This is a genomic window from Candidatus Paralachnospira sp. LCP21S3_A2 (assembly GCF_052118925.1).
Lineage (GTDB): Bacteria > Bacillota > Clostridia > Lachnospirales > Lachnospiraceae > Lientehia.
In genome coordinates, this window is record NZ_JBQKGG010000020.1 from 21428 (window position 1) to 36546 (window position 15119).

A 15119-nucleotide genomic window follows, 5' to 3' on the forward strand; every position below is an offset into this window, starting at 1 on the left:
TCCTGCTAGCTTTCCAGACAGTTTATGCCTGCGTTCCGATTCTCATGACACCACGCAGGTCGATCCTCGGCCCACCGGTCTTTTCGATATATTCTTTTGTAATAGTTACACGGCCGATGTTATCATCCTTGGGGATCTCGTACATGATATCCAGCATATATTCCTCCAGGATCGCCCGCAGAGCCCTTGCCCCGGTATGGCGTTCCATGGCCTTTTCTGCGATAGCCTCCAGTGCTCCATCCTCAAACTGAAGCTGAACCTCATCCATGCGCAGCAGCTTCTCATACTGCTTAAGGATCGCATTCCTCGGTTCCTTTAAGATCCGGACCAGGAAATCCTTTGTCAATGCTTCCAGTGAAACCATCACCGGCAGACGGCCAAGAAATTCCGGAATCATGCCAAACTGCTTCAAATCCTCGATTTGCGCCTTACATAGCAGATTTTCATCTCCATCGAAACGGTCTTTTAACTCTGCCTTGAATCCAATGGAGGATTCCTTTGTCAGACGCTCCTTTATGATATCCTCCAGATCCGGGAAGGCACCACCGCAGATAAAAAGAATATTATCGGTACTTACCGTTGTCATGGGCACCATGGCATTTTTACTGTTGGATCCTACCGGCACCTCCACGGTACTTCCCTCCAGCATCTTCAGGAGCTCCTGCTGTACCGACTCTCCACTGACATCACGGGTATTGGTATTTTTCTTTTTTGCGATCTTATCGATCTCATCAATGTAAATGATTCCCTGCTCAGCCCGTTCCACATCATTTCCCGCTGCCGCCAGAAGCTTGGAGACAACACTTTCGATATCATCGCCGATGTAACCGGCCTCCGTCAGGGATGTAGCATCAGCAATGGCCAGCGGCACATCAAGAAGCTTCGCCAGGGTCTTTACCAAATACGTTTTTCCGCTTCCGGTAGGTCCCAGAAGCAGCATATTGGATTTTTCAATCTCCACCCCGTCACCGGGATCCGCAAATACTCGTTTATAATGGTTGTATACTGCAACAGAGATGGCCTTTTTCGCCTTCTCCTGTCCGACCACATATTCGTCAAGCATATGCTTGATCTGATGAGGGGCCGGGATCATATCGCGGCTGAACACCTTTTTTTCTTTCTTTTCTTTTTTCTTTTTCACCCGCTGGTTCTTCGGAATCTCCTGGCCGCCGATCCCCAGATCTGCCAGATTGATCACTCCCACACCGGGCATTCCCGTCAACGCCGACAGATCCATGCTGCCATCTTCATTTTCAGGAATCTGAAAGCTCATGCCATAGGGCATTCCGCCTCCCTGTCCAAAGCTGTCAAACGCTCTCTGCATACACTCCTGGCAGATCGTCAGATTCCCTGGCATGGTGATCATCTTCCCTGCCTGACTTTCCGGCCGGCGGCATACCATGCAGACCTTTTCAAACTCCTCGTTATCGTCTTCTGTATCCTCCGCAGCCTCCGGTTTTTGCTTCACCGAATCCTCCGGCTGCTTCTCTTCGGTCTCTTCCGTTTCCTGTGGACTCAACATGGCTTCTTTTCTTTCTGATTCCTGCTGATCCATCATTTCTGTTTTATCCATTCTTTTCTTCATTCCTTCCTTTATGGATTCTATTATATATGAGAAGCCGGCATCGAACAAGTAAACTTTTTATTAACCAAATATGAACATATTCAAAGAGCTGCCGCCAGACCGAAATCTGTGCGGCAGCCCATCACTGCTGTTTTATTTATCTTTAATCATCCTGCGCCACCTTCTTTATGGCGCATTCACAACGGATTCATTTAGTTTTGACCGGGGAATGCAAAGCCGCCCTGTCCGTTGCTCTGTCCATTGTTATTCTGACCGTTCTGCTGCTGATCACTGCTCTGACTGCTCTGATAATCCTTCTTGTATCCAAGAGTCACATCCACGCTGACTTCCTCATAAGCCCCGTTTGCCAGCCGTTCTACCGTCAGCGTTACTTTCTCTCCGCCAGCATAGTATTTCAGCTGCTCCTTCAGTTCATCCATGGAAGAAATACCGGTTCCCTCAATGGCTGTGATGATATCCTTCTCCTGAAGATCAGAAGAAGCTGCAGGGCCGTCTTCTACGATGCTGTATACATAAACACCCTGAGGCATATTATAAAGCTGCGCATTGCTTTCATTGACCGCAACACCATTGATGCCAAGCCAGGAAGCTTCGTCCTCGCTGACCTCGGTTTTTGTTTTTTCATTCATCAGATTGTTAATGATATCCTTTGCTTCGGTAATCGGGATTGCAAAGCCCATACCCTCAACCTCTTCGCTGGAATACTTTGCCGAGTTGATACCAATGACCTCTCCGTTCATATTCAACAGTGCGCCGCCGCTGTTACCGGGGTTGATGGCCGCATCTGTCTGGAGAAGCGTTAAGGTCTTATTATCAATGGTCACGTCACGGCTCAGTGCGCTGACATGTCCGTATGTCAAAGACTGTCCATAGCCAAGAGCGTTTCCGATGGCTACCACTTCATCACCGACACGAAGTCCGTCGGAATCTCCAAGCGTTGCGATCTTGATCTGATTCTTGGTATCATCACTCAGGTTTTCGAGAGGAACCGCCACAACTGCCAGGTCATTGCTTTCCGCAGTACCCTTGATCTGTGCATCCGCTGTTGTTCCGTCAATAAACGAAACAGTTAAGGAATTTGCTCCTTCGATTACATGATAATTTGTCAGGACAAGAAGCTCGGTATCATTCTGTCCGATAATGATTCCGGAACCGCTTCCGGTCACCTCCTTGCTTCCGCTGTTTCCGCCAAAGAAGTAGCTCCAGTCATTGCTCTGGTAAACCTGTGTATTGGTAATGGCAACAATGGACGGCATGGCACCTTCTGCCACATCGGCTACCGTTGTCGTTCCTGATGTGGAGGAGCCTGAGCTTCCTGTTGCTGTAGTCTCTGCCGTCTGTACCTTGGTTGTCTGGCTTTCCTTGGCTGCCGCAGCTGCCTTTTCCAGCTTTGCTTCGTAGCCACTTACCTTCATCACGCCAATGAAGCTTCCGGCTCCGGCTCCGCCAACCAGTGCGCCGCACAGCACAAACATTCCTGCCTTCTTCCAGAAGCCGCCGTTCTTCTTCGTCTTTTTCGGTTTCCGGGGAGCACCCGGCTCCGTGGGAATGTAAGTATAGAACGGAGCCTGCTGCTCATTCATCTGGCCCATCTGGTTATTGTCATTTTGAAAATCTCCATTATAATAGTCGTCCATCTATGATCCATCCTTTCTGGTTTTTCTTTTTTTACTGCAACTCCGTCCAGGCTTTTCTTTCCTGCCGGAATCACTCTCTTTCTCTTTTCTATGACCATAGATTACCAGTCAAATGTGATGAATCTGTGTTATTACCGTGAAAAAACTTTGAAGCGCTTATCCGGGAATGGGACTATCCTGTCATGATCGTCGACCGCAGCCGCTGACGGATCTCTGCTTCATTCAGGCTCTCTCCGATGACGATCAGGACCTCCTGGCCGTTTTCAATGGAAGAAACCGTAATTCCGTTTCTGGTTCCGTTGCATTCCCTCCAGCTTCCGTCCGACTCCCGGAAAAATCCCTTGACCCGGAATACTTTACCGCAGTCCGGGCTTTCCAGAATCTCCTTTACCGCCTCCAAAAGTGCAGCACCGGTCTTTTCGGGATTTAAAAAGCAGCACGTTTCAAAGCCGTTTTCTCCTCTGATCAGCCGTTTCTCATAGCTTTCCGTTCGATAACCGCAGGAAGAGATCCGATCCAGATCCTTTTCCGAAAGGGACGGGATTCCCTTTTTCAGTACATCATCGCCGAAGCGTCTCGGACACCGGATCTTTTCCAGTGTACGGTTCAGATGCTCCACAACCGCCTCTGCCTGCTCCTCCGGCACTTCATCGCCGTGGCTCAGGATCACCATGCCCGCCGGGGCAGCCTCCGATGCCAGAAGATATTCCGCCTCCGGCGACTCCGGTCCGGGAGCTGCCGCATCCACAAGAGCAATTATGTTCCCGATCTCATACCACTGATCCAGCGGCTCATCCCGGAGAATATCAAAAAACTCATCGGGATCAAAGATCCCAGACGGTTCCACCAGCACCCGGTCATAACCGCACATCCCCATGGCGATCAACTTTGTACGGAACCGCCTTCGATGCGTCTCTGCATCGCAGCCGCCGGCAATCATCTCCAGCTCACAATGCGCTCCCTCCAGTTCCTGAAGAAGCATCATATCCACATTGACCGCTCCGAAATCATTTTCCAGAATTCCGATATTCAGCCCCTGCTTTATCAGATAAGAGGCATATTTTTTCATAAATGTTGTTTTCCCGGCTCCCAGGAAGCCGGTGATCAGGTCAATCTTTACCATTTTCTTTTTCTTTTTCAAAACGCCCTCTCCCGAATATCGGAAAAGGGCGTTCTCTGATTTTTATTATTCAGTTTCAAAAGACGTTTTATTTCTGCATCATTCTCTTGGAAATTTCTTCAGCCTTCTCGTATACCCAGTGGATATGCTCATCGGGAGTATCCAGATGAATCGTGCAGTCTGCGCCGATGATGACACCGGTTGTACCAGCCTCATCAACGATCTTCTCAACATAATCCTGGATTTCTTTCTTTGTTCCGGTGCAGATCAGGTCAGTGTTGTTGTTGCCGAAGCCGCCGATAACGCACTTGTTGTGGAACAGCTTCTTGCCTTCTGCAACAGGAACCTCTTCCGCATGAACAGCCCAGTTGATTACGCTGCAGTCATAATCTGTGTAAACAGACAGGTTGTTTAAGTTTCCTCTCCATCCGCAGATATGAAGCAGGTTGTCCTTTGCATAGGAATTTGCCTTTGCGATGATTCGCTTCTCACCAGGTGCTACATACTTGTTGTAAACAGCAGGAACGATTCCGCGGTTAAAGCAGGAAACGCTGAAGTAAATACCATCCATGATTCCGGCGCCTACAACCATATCGATCAGCTTCTCTGTGTAATCAGCGATCAGATCCAGTGCATACTGGGTAGCTTCAGGATCATCGTTCATCAGAGTAACGATGGGAGCTTCCAGCTTGCCTCTTGTGATCAGAGGATGTGTCTGGTTCATTCTGTGATTGATCTGGAAGGTCGGGGAGAATACATTGTAGTACATCAGTACATCATTTCCGTAAATCTCTCTGGTTGCCTTTGCGAACTCTACGCACTTATCAAGATATGCATCCATCTCATCGGTTGCCTTGAAATTCTTGAAATCAGAAGCGCAGTTGATCTCTTCATAATTAAAGGGCATGAAGAACAGACCGTCTGTCATAACCTTTACGAAATCAGGATCAAACTCCTCTTTGAATTTCTTTGCCCCCTCCAGGTTCTGTGCAATATACTCCGGATTATGGAAGCCGTCTACCAGCTCATCTTCCAGATAGTGATGCCAGAAGCCAACAAGCAGCTTGTCTGTAGGTTCATTGTGGAATGTTTTTAATACCAGTTCTTTTCTGTCCATAAATACCTCTCCTTATCATTTATTGACTTTCCATTAGTATACGCTATTTCCTATCCGAAATCAAGCACTAATATGATTAGTTCCCCGATAATTTTCTCATCAACAAATAAAAACCCGGAGAAAATCCAGGTTCTTATCCGTTTACTAATTTTTTTACTGAAAGTCCGCTCCTCCTTCTTTTTATCTTATGCACGCCGGATCAGAACTACCGCTGCATCGTTCACATTCGTTCCGGTTGCTCCTGTCCGGATCAGACCTCCTGTCTTTTCCAGTGCATGATAAGCATCATTATTTTTCAACATCTGATAAAGATCAAGCCCCTGATCTCTCAGACACCTTCCAGTCTCTCCATCTGCATATCCGCCAGCCGCATCTGTCGGTCCATCGGTCCCATCGCTTCCGAAGCTGAATACCGCAGTATCTCGAAGTCCGCTGATTCCCTCTGCCGCCGCCAGTGCCAGCTCCTGATTTCTTCCGCCCAGACCGTTTCCGGTCAAATGAACAACCGTTTCGCCACCGGCCAGAAAAGCCAGGCTTTTTTCACTTTCCTGATGGCTTTTTGCAATAGATGCCAGAAATGATCCGGCTTCTCTCGCCTCACAGCAAAGCTGATCTGTCAGAAACACCGGTTCATATCCAAGCTCCCGGCAGGCCTCTGCCGCCGCCGCGCAAAGATCCTTTACACTTCCGGTTATCATCGTTTCCGTATTTTTCAGTTGTTTCGGTGTCTCCGTCTTCAGGCATTGCCACGCCGCTTCACTCAGTCTGAGCTGATACTTTTCCGCAATCTCACATGCCTGCTGACAGGTAGAGGAATCCGCCGCTGCAGGACCGGAAGCAATCATATCCAGGGGATCTCCCAGGATATCACTCAGCACAATGCTGAATACCTGCGCCGGCTCACAGAGCTTCGCAAACTTTCCCCCCTTAATGGCAGAAAGTCTTTTTCGGATCGTATTCATTTCTACAATATCTGCGCCGCAGGCCAACAGCTGTTTTGTAATGTCCGCCAGTTCTTCCTCCGAAATCAAAGGCTTTTCAAACAATGCAGAACCGCCGCCGGACAACAGGAACAACACCGTATCCTCCTGTTTTAAGTCATCAACCAGACAGATCGCCTCTTCGGTTGCCGCAAAGGAATTTTGATCCGGCACCGGATGACCAGCCTCAAAACAGCGAATATGCGGAATTTCTCCCTTCACATGATCATACTTTGTAATCACCACACCATCCGTTATCCGTTCTCCAAGGACATCGGAAGCCGCTTTTGCCATCTGCCAGGCCGCTTTTCCAACTGCTGTCACATAGATTTTTCCGCTTCCAAAGGTTTTTCCACGAAGTGCCCGAAAAACAGCTTCGTCCGGAAGAACCTTCTGAATTGACTTTTTTATGATCTGATCTGCATCATTTCGAAGTTTCAACTATTTACCGCCTTTCTGTCTGCCATCGACTACACAGGATCCTGCTCGAGCTTCGCGGACAGCATAAATTCCTCTCTGGAAATCCTGGGACGTTCCTCCGGCTCTTCCGCCGCATAACCGACTGCCAGACCGCCGACCAGAATCAGCACCGGTGCTTCCCGTACCGTTCCGGCTGTATATTTGGAGCTCTTTGCATATCTTGGGATCTCATGAGCACTGTCTGCAAACCATCCTTCCATAATATCTGCGACATGATCCTTTTCGCACCCCTTCAGCACCATAAACCGCCAGGGCTGGCGGTTTTTCGCTGACGGGCTGATCCTTGCCGCCTCGAACAATTCCTCCAGAAGCTGATCCTCCACATCCCGCGGCTGATACTTCCGGATACTCCGCCGTTTTTTCATTGCCTCCTGAAGTTCCATCGATTTTCACCTTTTATTTCATAACTCTAATATCTTAACATCTTTCGCATCAAAAAACTATCGTTTCTCCTTCATCAATCCCAGTTCATAGATTCTCAAAAGAAGATACAGATATGACATATCTGCCATATGCTGAGGAATATATCCCGTTTTTTCTGCAAGACGATTCAGCCGGTACTGCAGCGTATTTTTATGAATATTCAGATATTGTGCAACCCTGGAGATCGCGCCGTTGTATTCCGCATACACATGGAGCATTTCCATTGTCTGAGAAAGCTCCTCCTCGGAATATCCTCCGAAAACCTTCCAGAACATCTGTGCAGTTTCCACCTCCGGAATGCTTTTTAGAAACATTTCCAGAGGATACGCTTCTGCCGTACATACTTTTCCGTTTTTGCCGGACAAACGATTCATCATTCTGGCATCTGCAAGCGACTGTCCGATTTTCTCCGGTTCTGTAATGCAGGATCCGATCCCTGCTGAAAACGGGATCTTCATCTGCTCCCTCAGCGTTCTTACCAGTTCCTCCATACAGTTTTTTACCGTCTCTGTATACTGTTCCTGAAACAGAACGATCAACTCACTTCCGGCACAGAAAGACCAGGTCTGCATTTCTCCCTGGTCTAAAATCTGTTGAAGCTGCGTCTGGACATTCTCCATCTGATTTCCGAGCTTATTATCATATTCTTTCGGGAATCCAATCACACTGACAATCCAGGGCCGAAAAATATGGATATCAAGTGCTGTACCCCGCTCTTCAGTATGCCTCCACGCAGGCACAGATCCCAACTATAAACGGTTTGCCGAGATCACTCAGGATCCAGACCTTATGCAGGAAAAATATCTTCTCATTGAAAACCGCATGGATGACTACTTTACCGTTGACAAGCTGACGGCAGACTGGTTTGCTAAACAGACCGTTGAAGATGCCGACCGTCTGCTGACAGATGCCGGTGTTCCCTGCGGAATCGTATGTAATCTGGACCGAATCCTGCACGATCCCAATTCTGCGGAGCGCGAAATGGTTGTTTATACCGAAGTTCCCGGCCTTGGCAAGGTTCCTTTTGTAGGCAGTCCTCTGAAGCTGAAAAGCCGTCCCATTCAGAACCGCGAACGCGCACCTCTGATCGGTGAAAATAATGATGAGATCTTCAAGGGCCTGCTTCATAAAACTGACGAAGAATTAGAGATTCTCCGCTCCAACGGAGTGATCTGATCCATTCAGCCCTTTATTTTCCTTTTCCTAAAATAGAATGCAGCCGGAAATACGGAATTTCTTCCATCTGTTTCCGGCTGCGCTTTTTTGTCGTTTTCTTTGTTCCCCTTCTTCCTACTTTCCGAAATGGAACAATCCTTTCTTCACATAGGGTTCACTTTCTGCAGACTGCAGCTCATAACCGATCCCCCTGATTTTTCCCTTTATAAGCGGAATATCCAGTTCCTCTTCACTGATCACAACAGTTTCTCCGCTTTTCGCGGAGGAGGTCACTTTTTTCACCTTAAAGTTCTTCCGGATCACCTCGTTCATATGTGCCTCGCACATTCCACACATCATCCCATCAATTTTCAATACTGTTTTTACCATATGCTTCCCCTGCCTTCTCTGATTTGTTTCCTGTTTTCACTTTCGAAGCTCATTTATTTATGGTTAGTTGCTTCTATCACCCCGGTATTATATACCCTGTACAGGTATATGTCAACCTGTTTATTTTAATGGAACACACACAGAAAAACTTCCTGATTTATGAATTTACATTCTGTGCTTCAGATGTTATGTTATACATAATGACAGGTGTCGGATTGTGCAGGAAAAACCATCCTGTGCACTTCCTGTAGATCAAAGCAGTCTGTGCCATCAGAAGTTTTATATGGGGGAATTTTTACATGAAAGAAACAAGGACAAAACGCTCCGGAAAGAACGTTCCCATGACGGAAGGCTCTCTCTGGAAAAATCTTCTGCTGTTCAGCATCCCACTTGCATTCTCGCAGGTGCTGGAGGTCATGTTCAATTTGAGCGATGTGGCAATTGTCGGACGGTTTGCCAGCTACCAGGCGCTGGGAAGCGTCGGCTCCACCACGCTCCTTGTATCTCTCTTTACCGGTTTCCTTATCGGTATGGGCGCCGGCGTCAATGTCCGGACTGCCCATGCTCTGGGCGCTGATAATCCGGAAGACGCCAATAAGATCATTCATACCTCGCTGCTGCTCTGCCTGGCGCTGGGCATACTCATCAGCTTGATCTGCATTGTCTTTTCTCCGAATATGCTTGCTCTTCTGAACACCAAGGACGAGCTGATGGACGGTGCTGTTCTGTATCTGAAAATCTATGCTCTTGGCATGCCTGCCATGGCAGTCTACAACTTTGGACACGGCGTTCTCAGTGCCCGCGGTGACACTACAAGACCACTGATCTACCTGTCCACTTCCGGTATTCTTAACGTAATCCTGAATCTGTTCTTCGTGATCCGGTGTCATATGGCCGCCGACGGTGTTGCCACAGCCAGTGTTATCGCCCAATATGTTTCTGCCGGACTGATCCTTCTGAATCTGTTCCGCCGAAAGGATGAATGCCGCCTGCGCCTGAAGGAGCTGCGCTTTCATAAACAGGCCGCCAAAAGCGTCCTGCTTCTCGGCATTCCTGCCGGGATCCAGAATTCCATTTTTGCCATCGCAAACCTGTTTGTGCAGTCCGGAGTCAATACCTTCAACGCCATCATGGTCTCCGGAAATTCCGCTGCTGCCAACGCAGATACCCTGATCTTCAATATGCTGTCTGCCTATTATACCGGCTGCTCTACCTTTATGAGTCAGAACTGGGGTGCAGGAAAGAAGAATCGCGTCATTAAGACTTACTTTATCTCCCTGCTGTATTCCTTCGGCACTGCAGCGATCCTCGGCATCCTCCTGATGCTTTTTGGACGTCAATTTCTTTCTGCTTTCACTACGGAGCCTGCCGTCATCAATGCCGGTATGGAACGGATCCATATTATGTGGTTTTCCTATGCTCTCGCACCCTTTATGGACTGCGCCATTGCGGCCTCCCGCGGAATCGGAAAAAGCGTTGTCCCTGTGATCATCGTGATCCTGGGCTCCTGCGTCTTCCGCGTGATCTGGGTCTATACCATCTTCGCATGGTTCCATACGATCACAGCCCTCTATATGCTTTACAGCTTCTCCTGGATTATCACTGCCGTTGCAGAAACTCTGTACTTCCGGCACAGCTATCGAAAGCTGTTCTCCTGAATTACAAAACGGGGATTCCACATCGTGAAATCCCCAGTACACTTCAAACCGATTCTCATTCCTTTATTTTTGTCCCGGTCAAGGCCTCAAAGCTGACCTTCACAGCTTCATGGCTGATGTCACAGCAGAGCTCATAAACAGGTACCTCTGACAACAGCCGGTCCAGCACACCAAGGATCTGCTCCTCCCGTATCCCATATTCCTTTTTGAAACAGTTGTCTCCACAGATCACATAGCTGTCCGGCAGTACCTTTACGATCCGGTGAAGAACATACGCTTCTCCCCGCCGATACAGCGGCACATCATATTTCTTCAGCCTACCTTCCACAGGGCGGATCATGATGGTATCACGGCGATCTCTAAGCATGGGATACATGCTGACTCCTGCGGTCGTGCTGACATAAAGCCCCTTTTCCCGAAGCACATCTTCAATCCTTCTCTCAACTGCTCTTACCTTACTATACCAGGACCGGAATCGCAAGAACCGATCCGCTGATTATAACGTCCAATTCTTATATCTTGCATTTTTGTCTTGACAGACCACCAAAAATGATGGTACGGTATGGGTGTTGTTTTAAAACTGATAAACGTAGGATGATAATGAGGTGAGTCTATGCAGGAATTAAAGCCAATCAAAGAAGGAAAAGTACGCGAGATCTATGATAACGGCGACAGCCTGATCATGGTCGCTACCGACCGCATCAGCTGCTTCGATGTGATTCTTCATAACATCGTCACAAAGAAGGGTACCGTTCTTACCCAGATGTCAAAATTCTGGTTCGACATGACAAAGGATATCCTCCCTAACCACATGATCTCTGTGGACGTAAAGGATATGCCGGAATTCTTCCAGCAGGAAAAATTTGAAGGAAAATCCATGATGTGCCGGAAATTAAACATGCTTCCCCTGGAGTGCATTGTCCGCGGATACATCACCGGAAGCGGCTGGACCAGCTACCAGAAAGACGGTACCGTCTGTGGGATCCGCCTTCCTGAAGGCTTAAAGGAATCCGACAAGCTTCCTGAACCGATTTATACTCCCTCCACAAAGGCGGAGATCGGCGATCATGACGAGAACATTTCCTTTGAACAGAGCATTGCTCACCTGGAGAAATATTTCCCCGGCAAGGGTGAAGCGTATGCCGTACAGCTCCGTGATAAAACCATCGAGCTTTACAAGACCTGTGCTGAGTACGCACTGAAGAGAGGAATCATTATCGCTGATACCAAGTTTGAATTTGGCCTTGATGAGGATGGCAACATCGTCATCGGTGATGAAATGCTGACTCCCGACAGTTCCCGTTTCTGGCCGGCTGACGGCTACGAGCCCGGTCATGGACAGCCCTCCTTCGACAAGCAGTTTGCCCGCGACTGGCTGAAGGCCAACCCCGGAAACGACTGGACGCTGCCTCAGGAAATCGTAGACAAGACCATCGAAAAATATCTGCAGGCCTATCAGATGCTGACCGGAAAAGAACTGGCATAAAACGGTTCTATAAAAAAGTAAAACCCAAAAGGGGATGCGAAAAACTCCATCGAGCTTTTCACATCCCCTTTTTAATTTAGAATCCGGTATCGATTACAGGCGAATGGCTTTAATCGGAACGAGTCCGGCCGCTGATCCGGATTTCAACCCTATAATACCTCCCTCAGTGCTTCCACCAGCCGGTCATTATCTTCTTCATTACGAACCGCCAGACGGATATAAGGCCCGCCCGCTTTGGAGGTCAGATCCTTGATCAGAAGATTATATTCGATGAGCAGCCGCCTTGTCAGCGCTCCGGCAGACAGTTTTCCATCCAGCTTTGCCAGCACATAGTTTGCCTGGGACGGATAAACGGTAAGCCCGGGAATCTCCTTCAAACGTGCTGCAAACCTGGCGCGCTCCGCGCGGAACCGCTCCAGAGCTTTTGTGTAATCCTTTTCGTACTTTTCCCAGATCTGGAGATAAAACTCTGCAAAGGAATTGATATTCCAGATGGCAACATCTTTTTTCATAAATGCGATGGTTTCTGTATCACCGCTTGCCAGAACACCCAGACGAAGACCGGGAACTCCGTAGGATTTGGAAATACTCTTCATGACGTACACATGAGGATGCGCCGCAAGGAACTCTTCGTCCATCAGTGTTACCGGCTCATCGGCAAAATCGGAGAACGATTCATCGACTACCAGCTTCATGTTTTTCTTTGCAGTCCAGTCGATCAACCTTTCCAGTTCCTCTTTTCCAAGATAATTTCCGGACGGATTATCCGGATTGATCAGAACCAGGTTGTCGGTCGGATGCTCACCGAAAAACGTCATCAGATCGGCCGCCGTATAGGAAAACGCCTCGTTGTCCGGGCTGAATACCACCTCCTGCGTTTTCTCGTAACGGTTTGGGTATTCTTCAAAGGTCGGTCGGACGATTCCAACGGATCCCCTGAGGACTCCCATCAATGACTTGATCAGCTCTGCCGCGCCGTTCCCGACAACGATCTGACTTGCATCCACATTATAATTCCGGGCCGCAATCAGGGAATTAACCCGCATTCCGGAGGGATACTGGCTCAGAAGATCATCAAAGCTGCTGCGGATCTCATCCTTCATTTTCTTCGGCGGGAAATACGGATTTACCAGATAACAGAAATCCTTCAGCTTCGGATACCGCCAGTAACCGCCGTAGCGGCTCTGCAGCAGCTTCAGCTGCGTCTCGTCATCCGGCGCAAACAGCGATTCCGCGATATCAAGATCCTGCACATCATCGATCTCATACCACTTCTGTCCGCTCAGGCGCAGCGCCTTGATTCCCGGATCATCCAGCATGGCAATGACCCGAAGCACCTGCTCATAATATTCATTGTTTCCCAGCGCGCTGGAATATGCATCCAGGAACGGTACATAGCGGCTTCTGGAAAATTCCTTTCCGAACTTATAAATATTAACCGTCTTATAATAGCTGTCCTTGTCTGCAAAATTAAACCGTTTTCCCGGAACAAAATTTACAATGCTGTCGTCCTCCGAAAGCTGCACGCAGGTTCCGTCCATCCAGCTCTCGTACTTATCCACCAGTGCCAGCGTATCTCTGGGATCGTTCTTCAGCATCTCGATCACACCATCTTCAACGATCAGATCAGACTCAAATAACAGAGTATCCTCCCGGAGCAGCCAGTCCTTGGCAAGTGCCAGAGAATAAATATTATTGGTTTTATCATAAACCGGATTGTCAATGAACTCGATAGGCGTCTGGATCCCCAGCGTTTCAATATAATCCATCAGCTTCTTTCCCTCATACCCGACCACGATCACGATCCGGGACAAGGACTGATGCTCCAGCTGGTGAAGCAGCCGGTCCACCAGCGAAACTCCATTGACCTTCACCATGCACTTCGTATTGTTCTGTGTCAGTTTTTTCAGCCTCCGGCCCATACCGGCCGCCAGAATAATTGCCTGCATTTTATTTTCCCTCTGTCCTCTCTGATTTCGAAACTCCGTTTTGTTTTTACGATATATTTCTTCCTATTATAGCTTTTCTGCTCCCGTTCGTCCACAACTTTCCGCACTCACAAACAGATCATCCAGACCACCGCGATCATCTGTCCTGCCAGAATCAGCGGTATTCCCACCGCAAAATACCAGTGCTTCGTCTTATGATGGAACACATACATGCCTGCCCATGCACCGAGGCTTCCGCCAAGGATTGCCGCCAGAAACAGCGTTTTTTCCGATATTCTCCAGACATGCCTCCGGGCCCGCCGTTTATCAGTTCCCATCAGCGAAAAACCGATGAGATTCATCACCAGAAGATAGACTGCTGCCCAGGGAAACCAGCTTTGTTTTAATAATTCACTCATCATCTTCCTCCGGCAGATTTTCCTACGGTATAAGTATAACACAGCCGCCCGGAAAAACAACCCGGACGGCCGCTGGCATATACGAAAGCACCGTTTGTTCTTTTTTGATTTTTACCACTCTTCTCCAAATTCGTCCTCATAATCGGAGATTGCGTCCTCTACCCCGTCTGCATAATCCTGATCCCGGTCATACCGATCCAGATCATAATCATCATCTTCATAAACAGAATCATATCCCTCATCGTAAGAATCATTGAGAACCGGATTCGTCTCCTCTTCGTCATCATAGGAAATTCCCGAATAGGAAGATTTTGTTGAATAGGTACTTCCATAAGAATCGGTTTTTACCTCTTTGGTCTCTTCTTCCGTGATCTCTGCAGTTGTTTCGACAGCTTCCACTGCTGCTTCTGTTTTTGCTTTTTTTGATGCCGCTGTGATCGCTGAACCACAGAACAGTAACATACAGCCAGCCAGTAACATCGCTCCTAAAAATCCGTTTTCTCTGATCGTTCTCATATCCGTTTCTCCTTTTTTTATTGTTTTCGGTCTTTCGGGCTGAACACTTATGCGTTTTCATTTTCTTCAAAATAAAAATGAGGACCCGATAAGCATTTGCCCTTATCTGATCCTCCTTGAATGAAAAACTAAAACCCAACTGAAAATACGTCTAATAATCAAAATTCTGTTCTGAGGTCAAATAAAGCCCTAATAATGGATGTTCAAATTCAAATATCATGCTAT

15 protein-coding genes are annotated in these 15119 nt (G+C 48.0%); 3 read left to right on the top strand and 12 right to left on the bottom strand.

Features of this window, described 5'->3' with window-relative positions:
- Positions 1–22: 22 nt before the first annotated feature.
- The 7 genes from clpX to ACTQ3K_RS11570 all read right to left on the bottom strand — a co-directional run bounded on the left by clpX (position 23) and on the right by ACTQ3K_RS11570 (position 8082).
- The gene (gene clpX / locus ACTQ3K_RS11540) at positions 23–1585 is read right to left on the bottom strand and encodes an ATP-dependent Clp protease ATP-binding subunit ClpX (protein WP_441568001.1); all 1563 of its coding nucleotides are present in this window, start codon (positions 1583–1585) and stop codon (positions 23–25) included.
- 191 nt (positions 1586–1776) lie between these two features.
- Positions 1777–3222 (bottom strand): S1C family serine protease, encoded by a 1446-nt coding sequence (locus ACTQ3K_RS11545; protein WP_441568000.1) that lies wholly within the window; start codon positions 3220–3222, stop codon positions 1777–1779.
- A gap of 172 nt (positions 3223–3394) precedes the next feature.
- A complete protein-coding gene (locus ACTQ3K_RS11550) occupies positions 3395–4345 on the bottom strand; it encodes a GTP-binding protein (protein ID WP_441568023.1) in 951 nt (316 codons plus the stop codon).
- Positions 4346–4430: 85 nt separating this feature from the next.
- The gene (locus tag ACTQ3K_RS11555; RefSeq protein ID WP_441567999.1) at positions 4431–5459 is read right to left on the bottom strand and encodes a uroporphyrinogen decarboxylase family protein; all 1029 of its coding nucleotides are present in this window, start codon (positions 5457–5459) and stop codon (positions 4431–4433) included.
- A gap of 185 nt (positions 5460–5644) precedes the next feature.
- The gene (locus tag ACTQ3K_RS11560) at positions 5645–6880 is read right to left on the bottom strand and encodes a glycerate kinase type-2 family protein (protein ID WP_441567998.1); all 1236 of its coding nucleotides are present in this window, start codon (positions 6878–6880) and stop codon (positions 5645–5647) included.
- A 29-nt stretch (positions 6881–6909) separates the two neighbouring features.
- Positions 6910–7284, bottom strand: a complete 375-nt coding sequence (locus ACTQ3K_RS11565) for a nitroreductase family protein (RefSeq protein ID WP_441578598.1) — start codon at positions 7282–7284, stop codon at positions 6910–6912.
- Positions 7285–7359: 75 nt separating this feature from the next.
- A complete protein-coding gene (locus ACTQ3K_RS11570; RefSeq protein ID WP_441567996.1) occupies positions 7360–8082 on the bottom strand; it encodes a PucR family transcriptional regulator in 723 nt (240 codons plus the stop codon).
- On the opposite strand from ACTQ3K_RS11570, the gene ACTQ3K_RS11575 reads away from it, so the two are divergent.
- Complete coding sequence (locus ACTQ3K_RS11575) at positions 8036–8518, top strand: CoA transferase (RefSeq protein WP_441578599.1); 483 nt, start codon at positions 8036–8038, stop codon at positions 8516–8518. The two genes, ACTQ3K_RS11570 and ACTQ3K_RS11575, sit on opposite strands and share 47 nt — an antisense overlap.
- Positions 8519–8632: 114 nt before the next feature.
- Here the strand turns inward: ACTQ3K_RS11575 and ACTQ3K_RS11580 are convergent, their stop codons facing one another.
- Positions 8633–8887: a heavy-metal-associated domain-containing protein gene (locus tag ACTQ3K_RS11580; RefSeq protein WP_441567995.1), complete on the bottom strand. Its 255-nt coding sequence runs from the start codon at positions 8885–8887 to the stop codon at positions 8633–8635.
- Between the two features lie 299 nt (positions 8888–9186).
- Between ACTQ3K_RS11580 and ACTQ3K_RS11585 the strand changes: the two genes are divergently transcribed.
- Positions 9187–10545: an MATE family efflux transporter gene (locus ACTQ3K_RS11585; protein ID WP_441567994.1), complete on the top strand. Its 1359-nt coding sequence runs from the start codon at positions 9187–9189 to the stop codon at positions 10543–10545.
- A 55-nt stretch (positions 10546–10600) separates the two neighbouring features.
- Here the strand turns inward: ACTQ3K_RS11585 and ACTQ3K_RS11590 are convergent, their stop codons facing one another.
- Positions 10601–10969 carry a hypothetical protein gene (locus tag ACTQ3K_RS11590; RefSeq protein WP_441567993.1) on the bottom strand — a complete coding sequence of 123 codons (369 nt, stop codon included), beginning with the start codon at positions 10967–10969 and terminating at the stop codon, positions 10601–10603.
- A gap of 189 nt (positions 10970–11158) precedes the next feature.
- On the opposite strand from ACTQ3K_RS11590, the gene ACTQ3K_RS11595 reads away from it, so the two are divergent.
- Positions 11159–12031: a phosphoribosylaminoimidazolesuccinocarboxamide synthase gene (locus tag ACTQ3K_RS11595; RefSeq protein ID WP_441567992.1), complete on the top strand. Its 873-nt coding sequence runs from the start codon at positions 11159–11161 to the stop codon at positions 12029–12031.
- Positions 12032–12180: 149 nt separating this feature from the next.
- Here the strand turns inward: ACTQ3K_RS11595 and ACTQ3K_RS11600 are convergent, their stop codons facing one another.
- The 3 genes from ACTQ3K_RS11600 to ACTQ3K_RS11610 form a co-directional block, all read right to left on the bottom strand.
- Positions 12181–13980, bottom strand: coding sequence for an aminotransferase class I/II-fold pyridoxal phosphate-dependent enzyme (locus tag ACTQ3K_RS11600; protein ID WP_441567991.1), 1800 nt, complete (start codon positions 13978–13980; stop codon positions 12181–12183).
- A 107-nt stretch (positions 13981–14087) separates the two neighbouring features.
- Positions 14088–14378, bottom strand: a complete 291-nt coding sequence (locus ACTQ3K_RS11605) for a DUF1294 domain-containing protein (RefSeq protein ID WP_441567990.1) — start codon at positions 14376–14378, stop codon at positions 14088–14090.
- A gap of 111 nt (positions 14379–14489) precedes the next feature.
- A complete protein-coding gene (locus ACTQ3K_RS11610; RefSeq protein ID WP_441567989.1) occupies positions 14490–14894 on the bottom strand; it encodes a hypothetical protein in 405 nt (134 codons plus the stop codon).
- Positions 14895–15119 lie beyond the last annotated feature (225 nt).

Coding starts and splice junctions, on each gene's coding strand:
- ACTQ3K_RS11555 (WP_441567999.1), bottom strand. CDS start 5,459: ATGGACAGAAAAGAACTGGTATTAAAAACATTCCACAATGAACCTACA.
- ACTQ3K_RS11585 (WP_441567994.1), top strand. CDS start 9,187: ATGAAAGAAACAAGGACAAAACGCTCCGGAAAGAACGTTCCCATGACG.
- ACTQ3K_RS11545 (WP_441568000.1), bottom strand. CDS start 3,222: ATGGACGACTATTATAATGGAGATTTTCAAAATGACAATAACCAGATG.
- ACTQ3K_RS11605 (WP_441567990.1), bottom strand. CDS start 14,378: ATGAGTGAATTATTAAAACAAAGCTGGTTTCCCTGGGCAGCAGTCTAT.
- ACTQ3K_RS11565 (WP_441578598.1), bottom strand. CDS start 7,284: ATGAAAAAACGGCGGAGTATCCGGAAGTATCAGCCGCGGGATGTGGAG.
- ACTQ3K_RS11595 (WP_441567992.1), top strand. CDS start 11,159: ATGCAGGAATTAAAGCCAATCAAAGAAGGAAAAGTACGCGAGATCTAT.
- ACTQ3K_RS11580 (WP_441567995.1), bottom strand. CDS start 8,887: ATGGTAAAAACAGTATTGAAAATTGATGGGATGATGTGTGGAATGTGC.
- ACTQ3K_RS11550 (WP_441568023.1), bottom strand. CDS start 4,345: ATGGTAAAGATTGACCTGATCACCGGCTTCCTGGGAGCCGGGAAAACA.
- ACTQ3K_RS11600 (WP_441567991.1), bottom strand. CDS start 13,980: ATGCAGGCAATTATTCTGGCGGCCGGTATGGGCCGGAGGCTGAAAAAA.
- ACTQ3K_RS11610 (WP_441567989.1), bottom strand. CDS start 14,894: ATGAGAACGATCAGAGAAAACGGATTTTTAGGAGCGATGTTACTGGCT.
- clpX (WP_441568001.1), bottom strand. CDS start 1,585: ATGAAGAAAAGAATGGATAAAACAGAAATGATGGATCAGCAGGAATCA.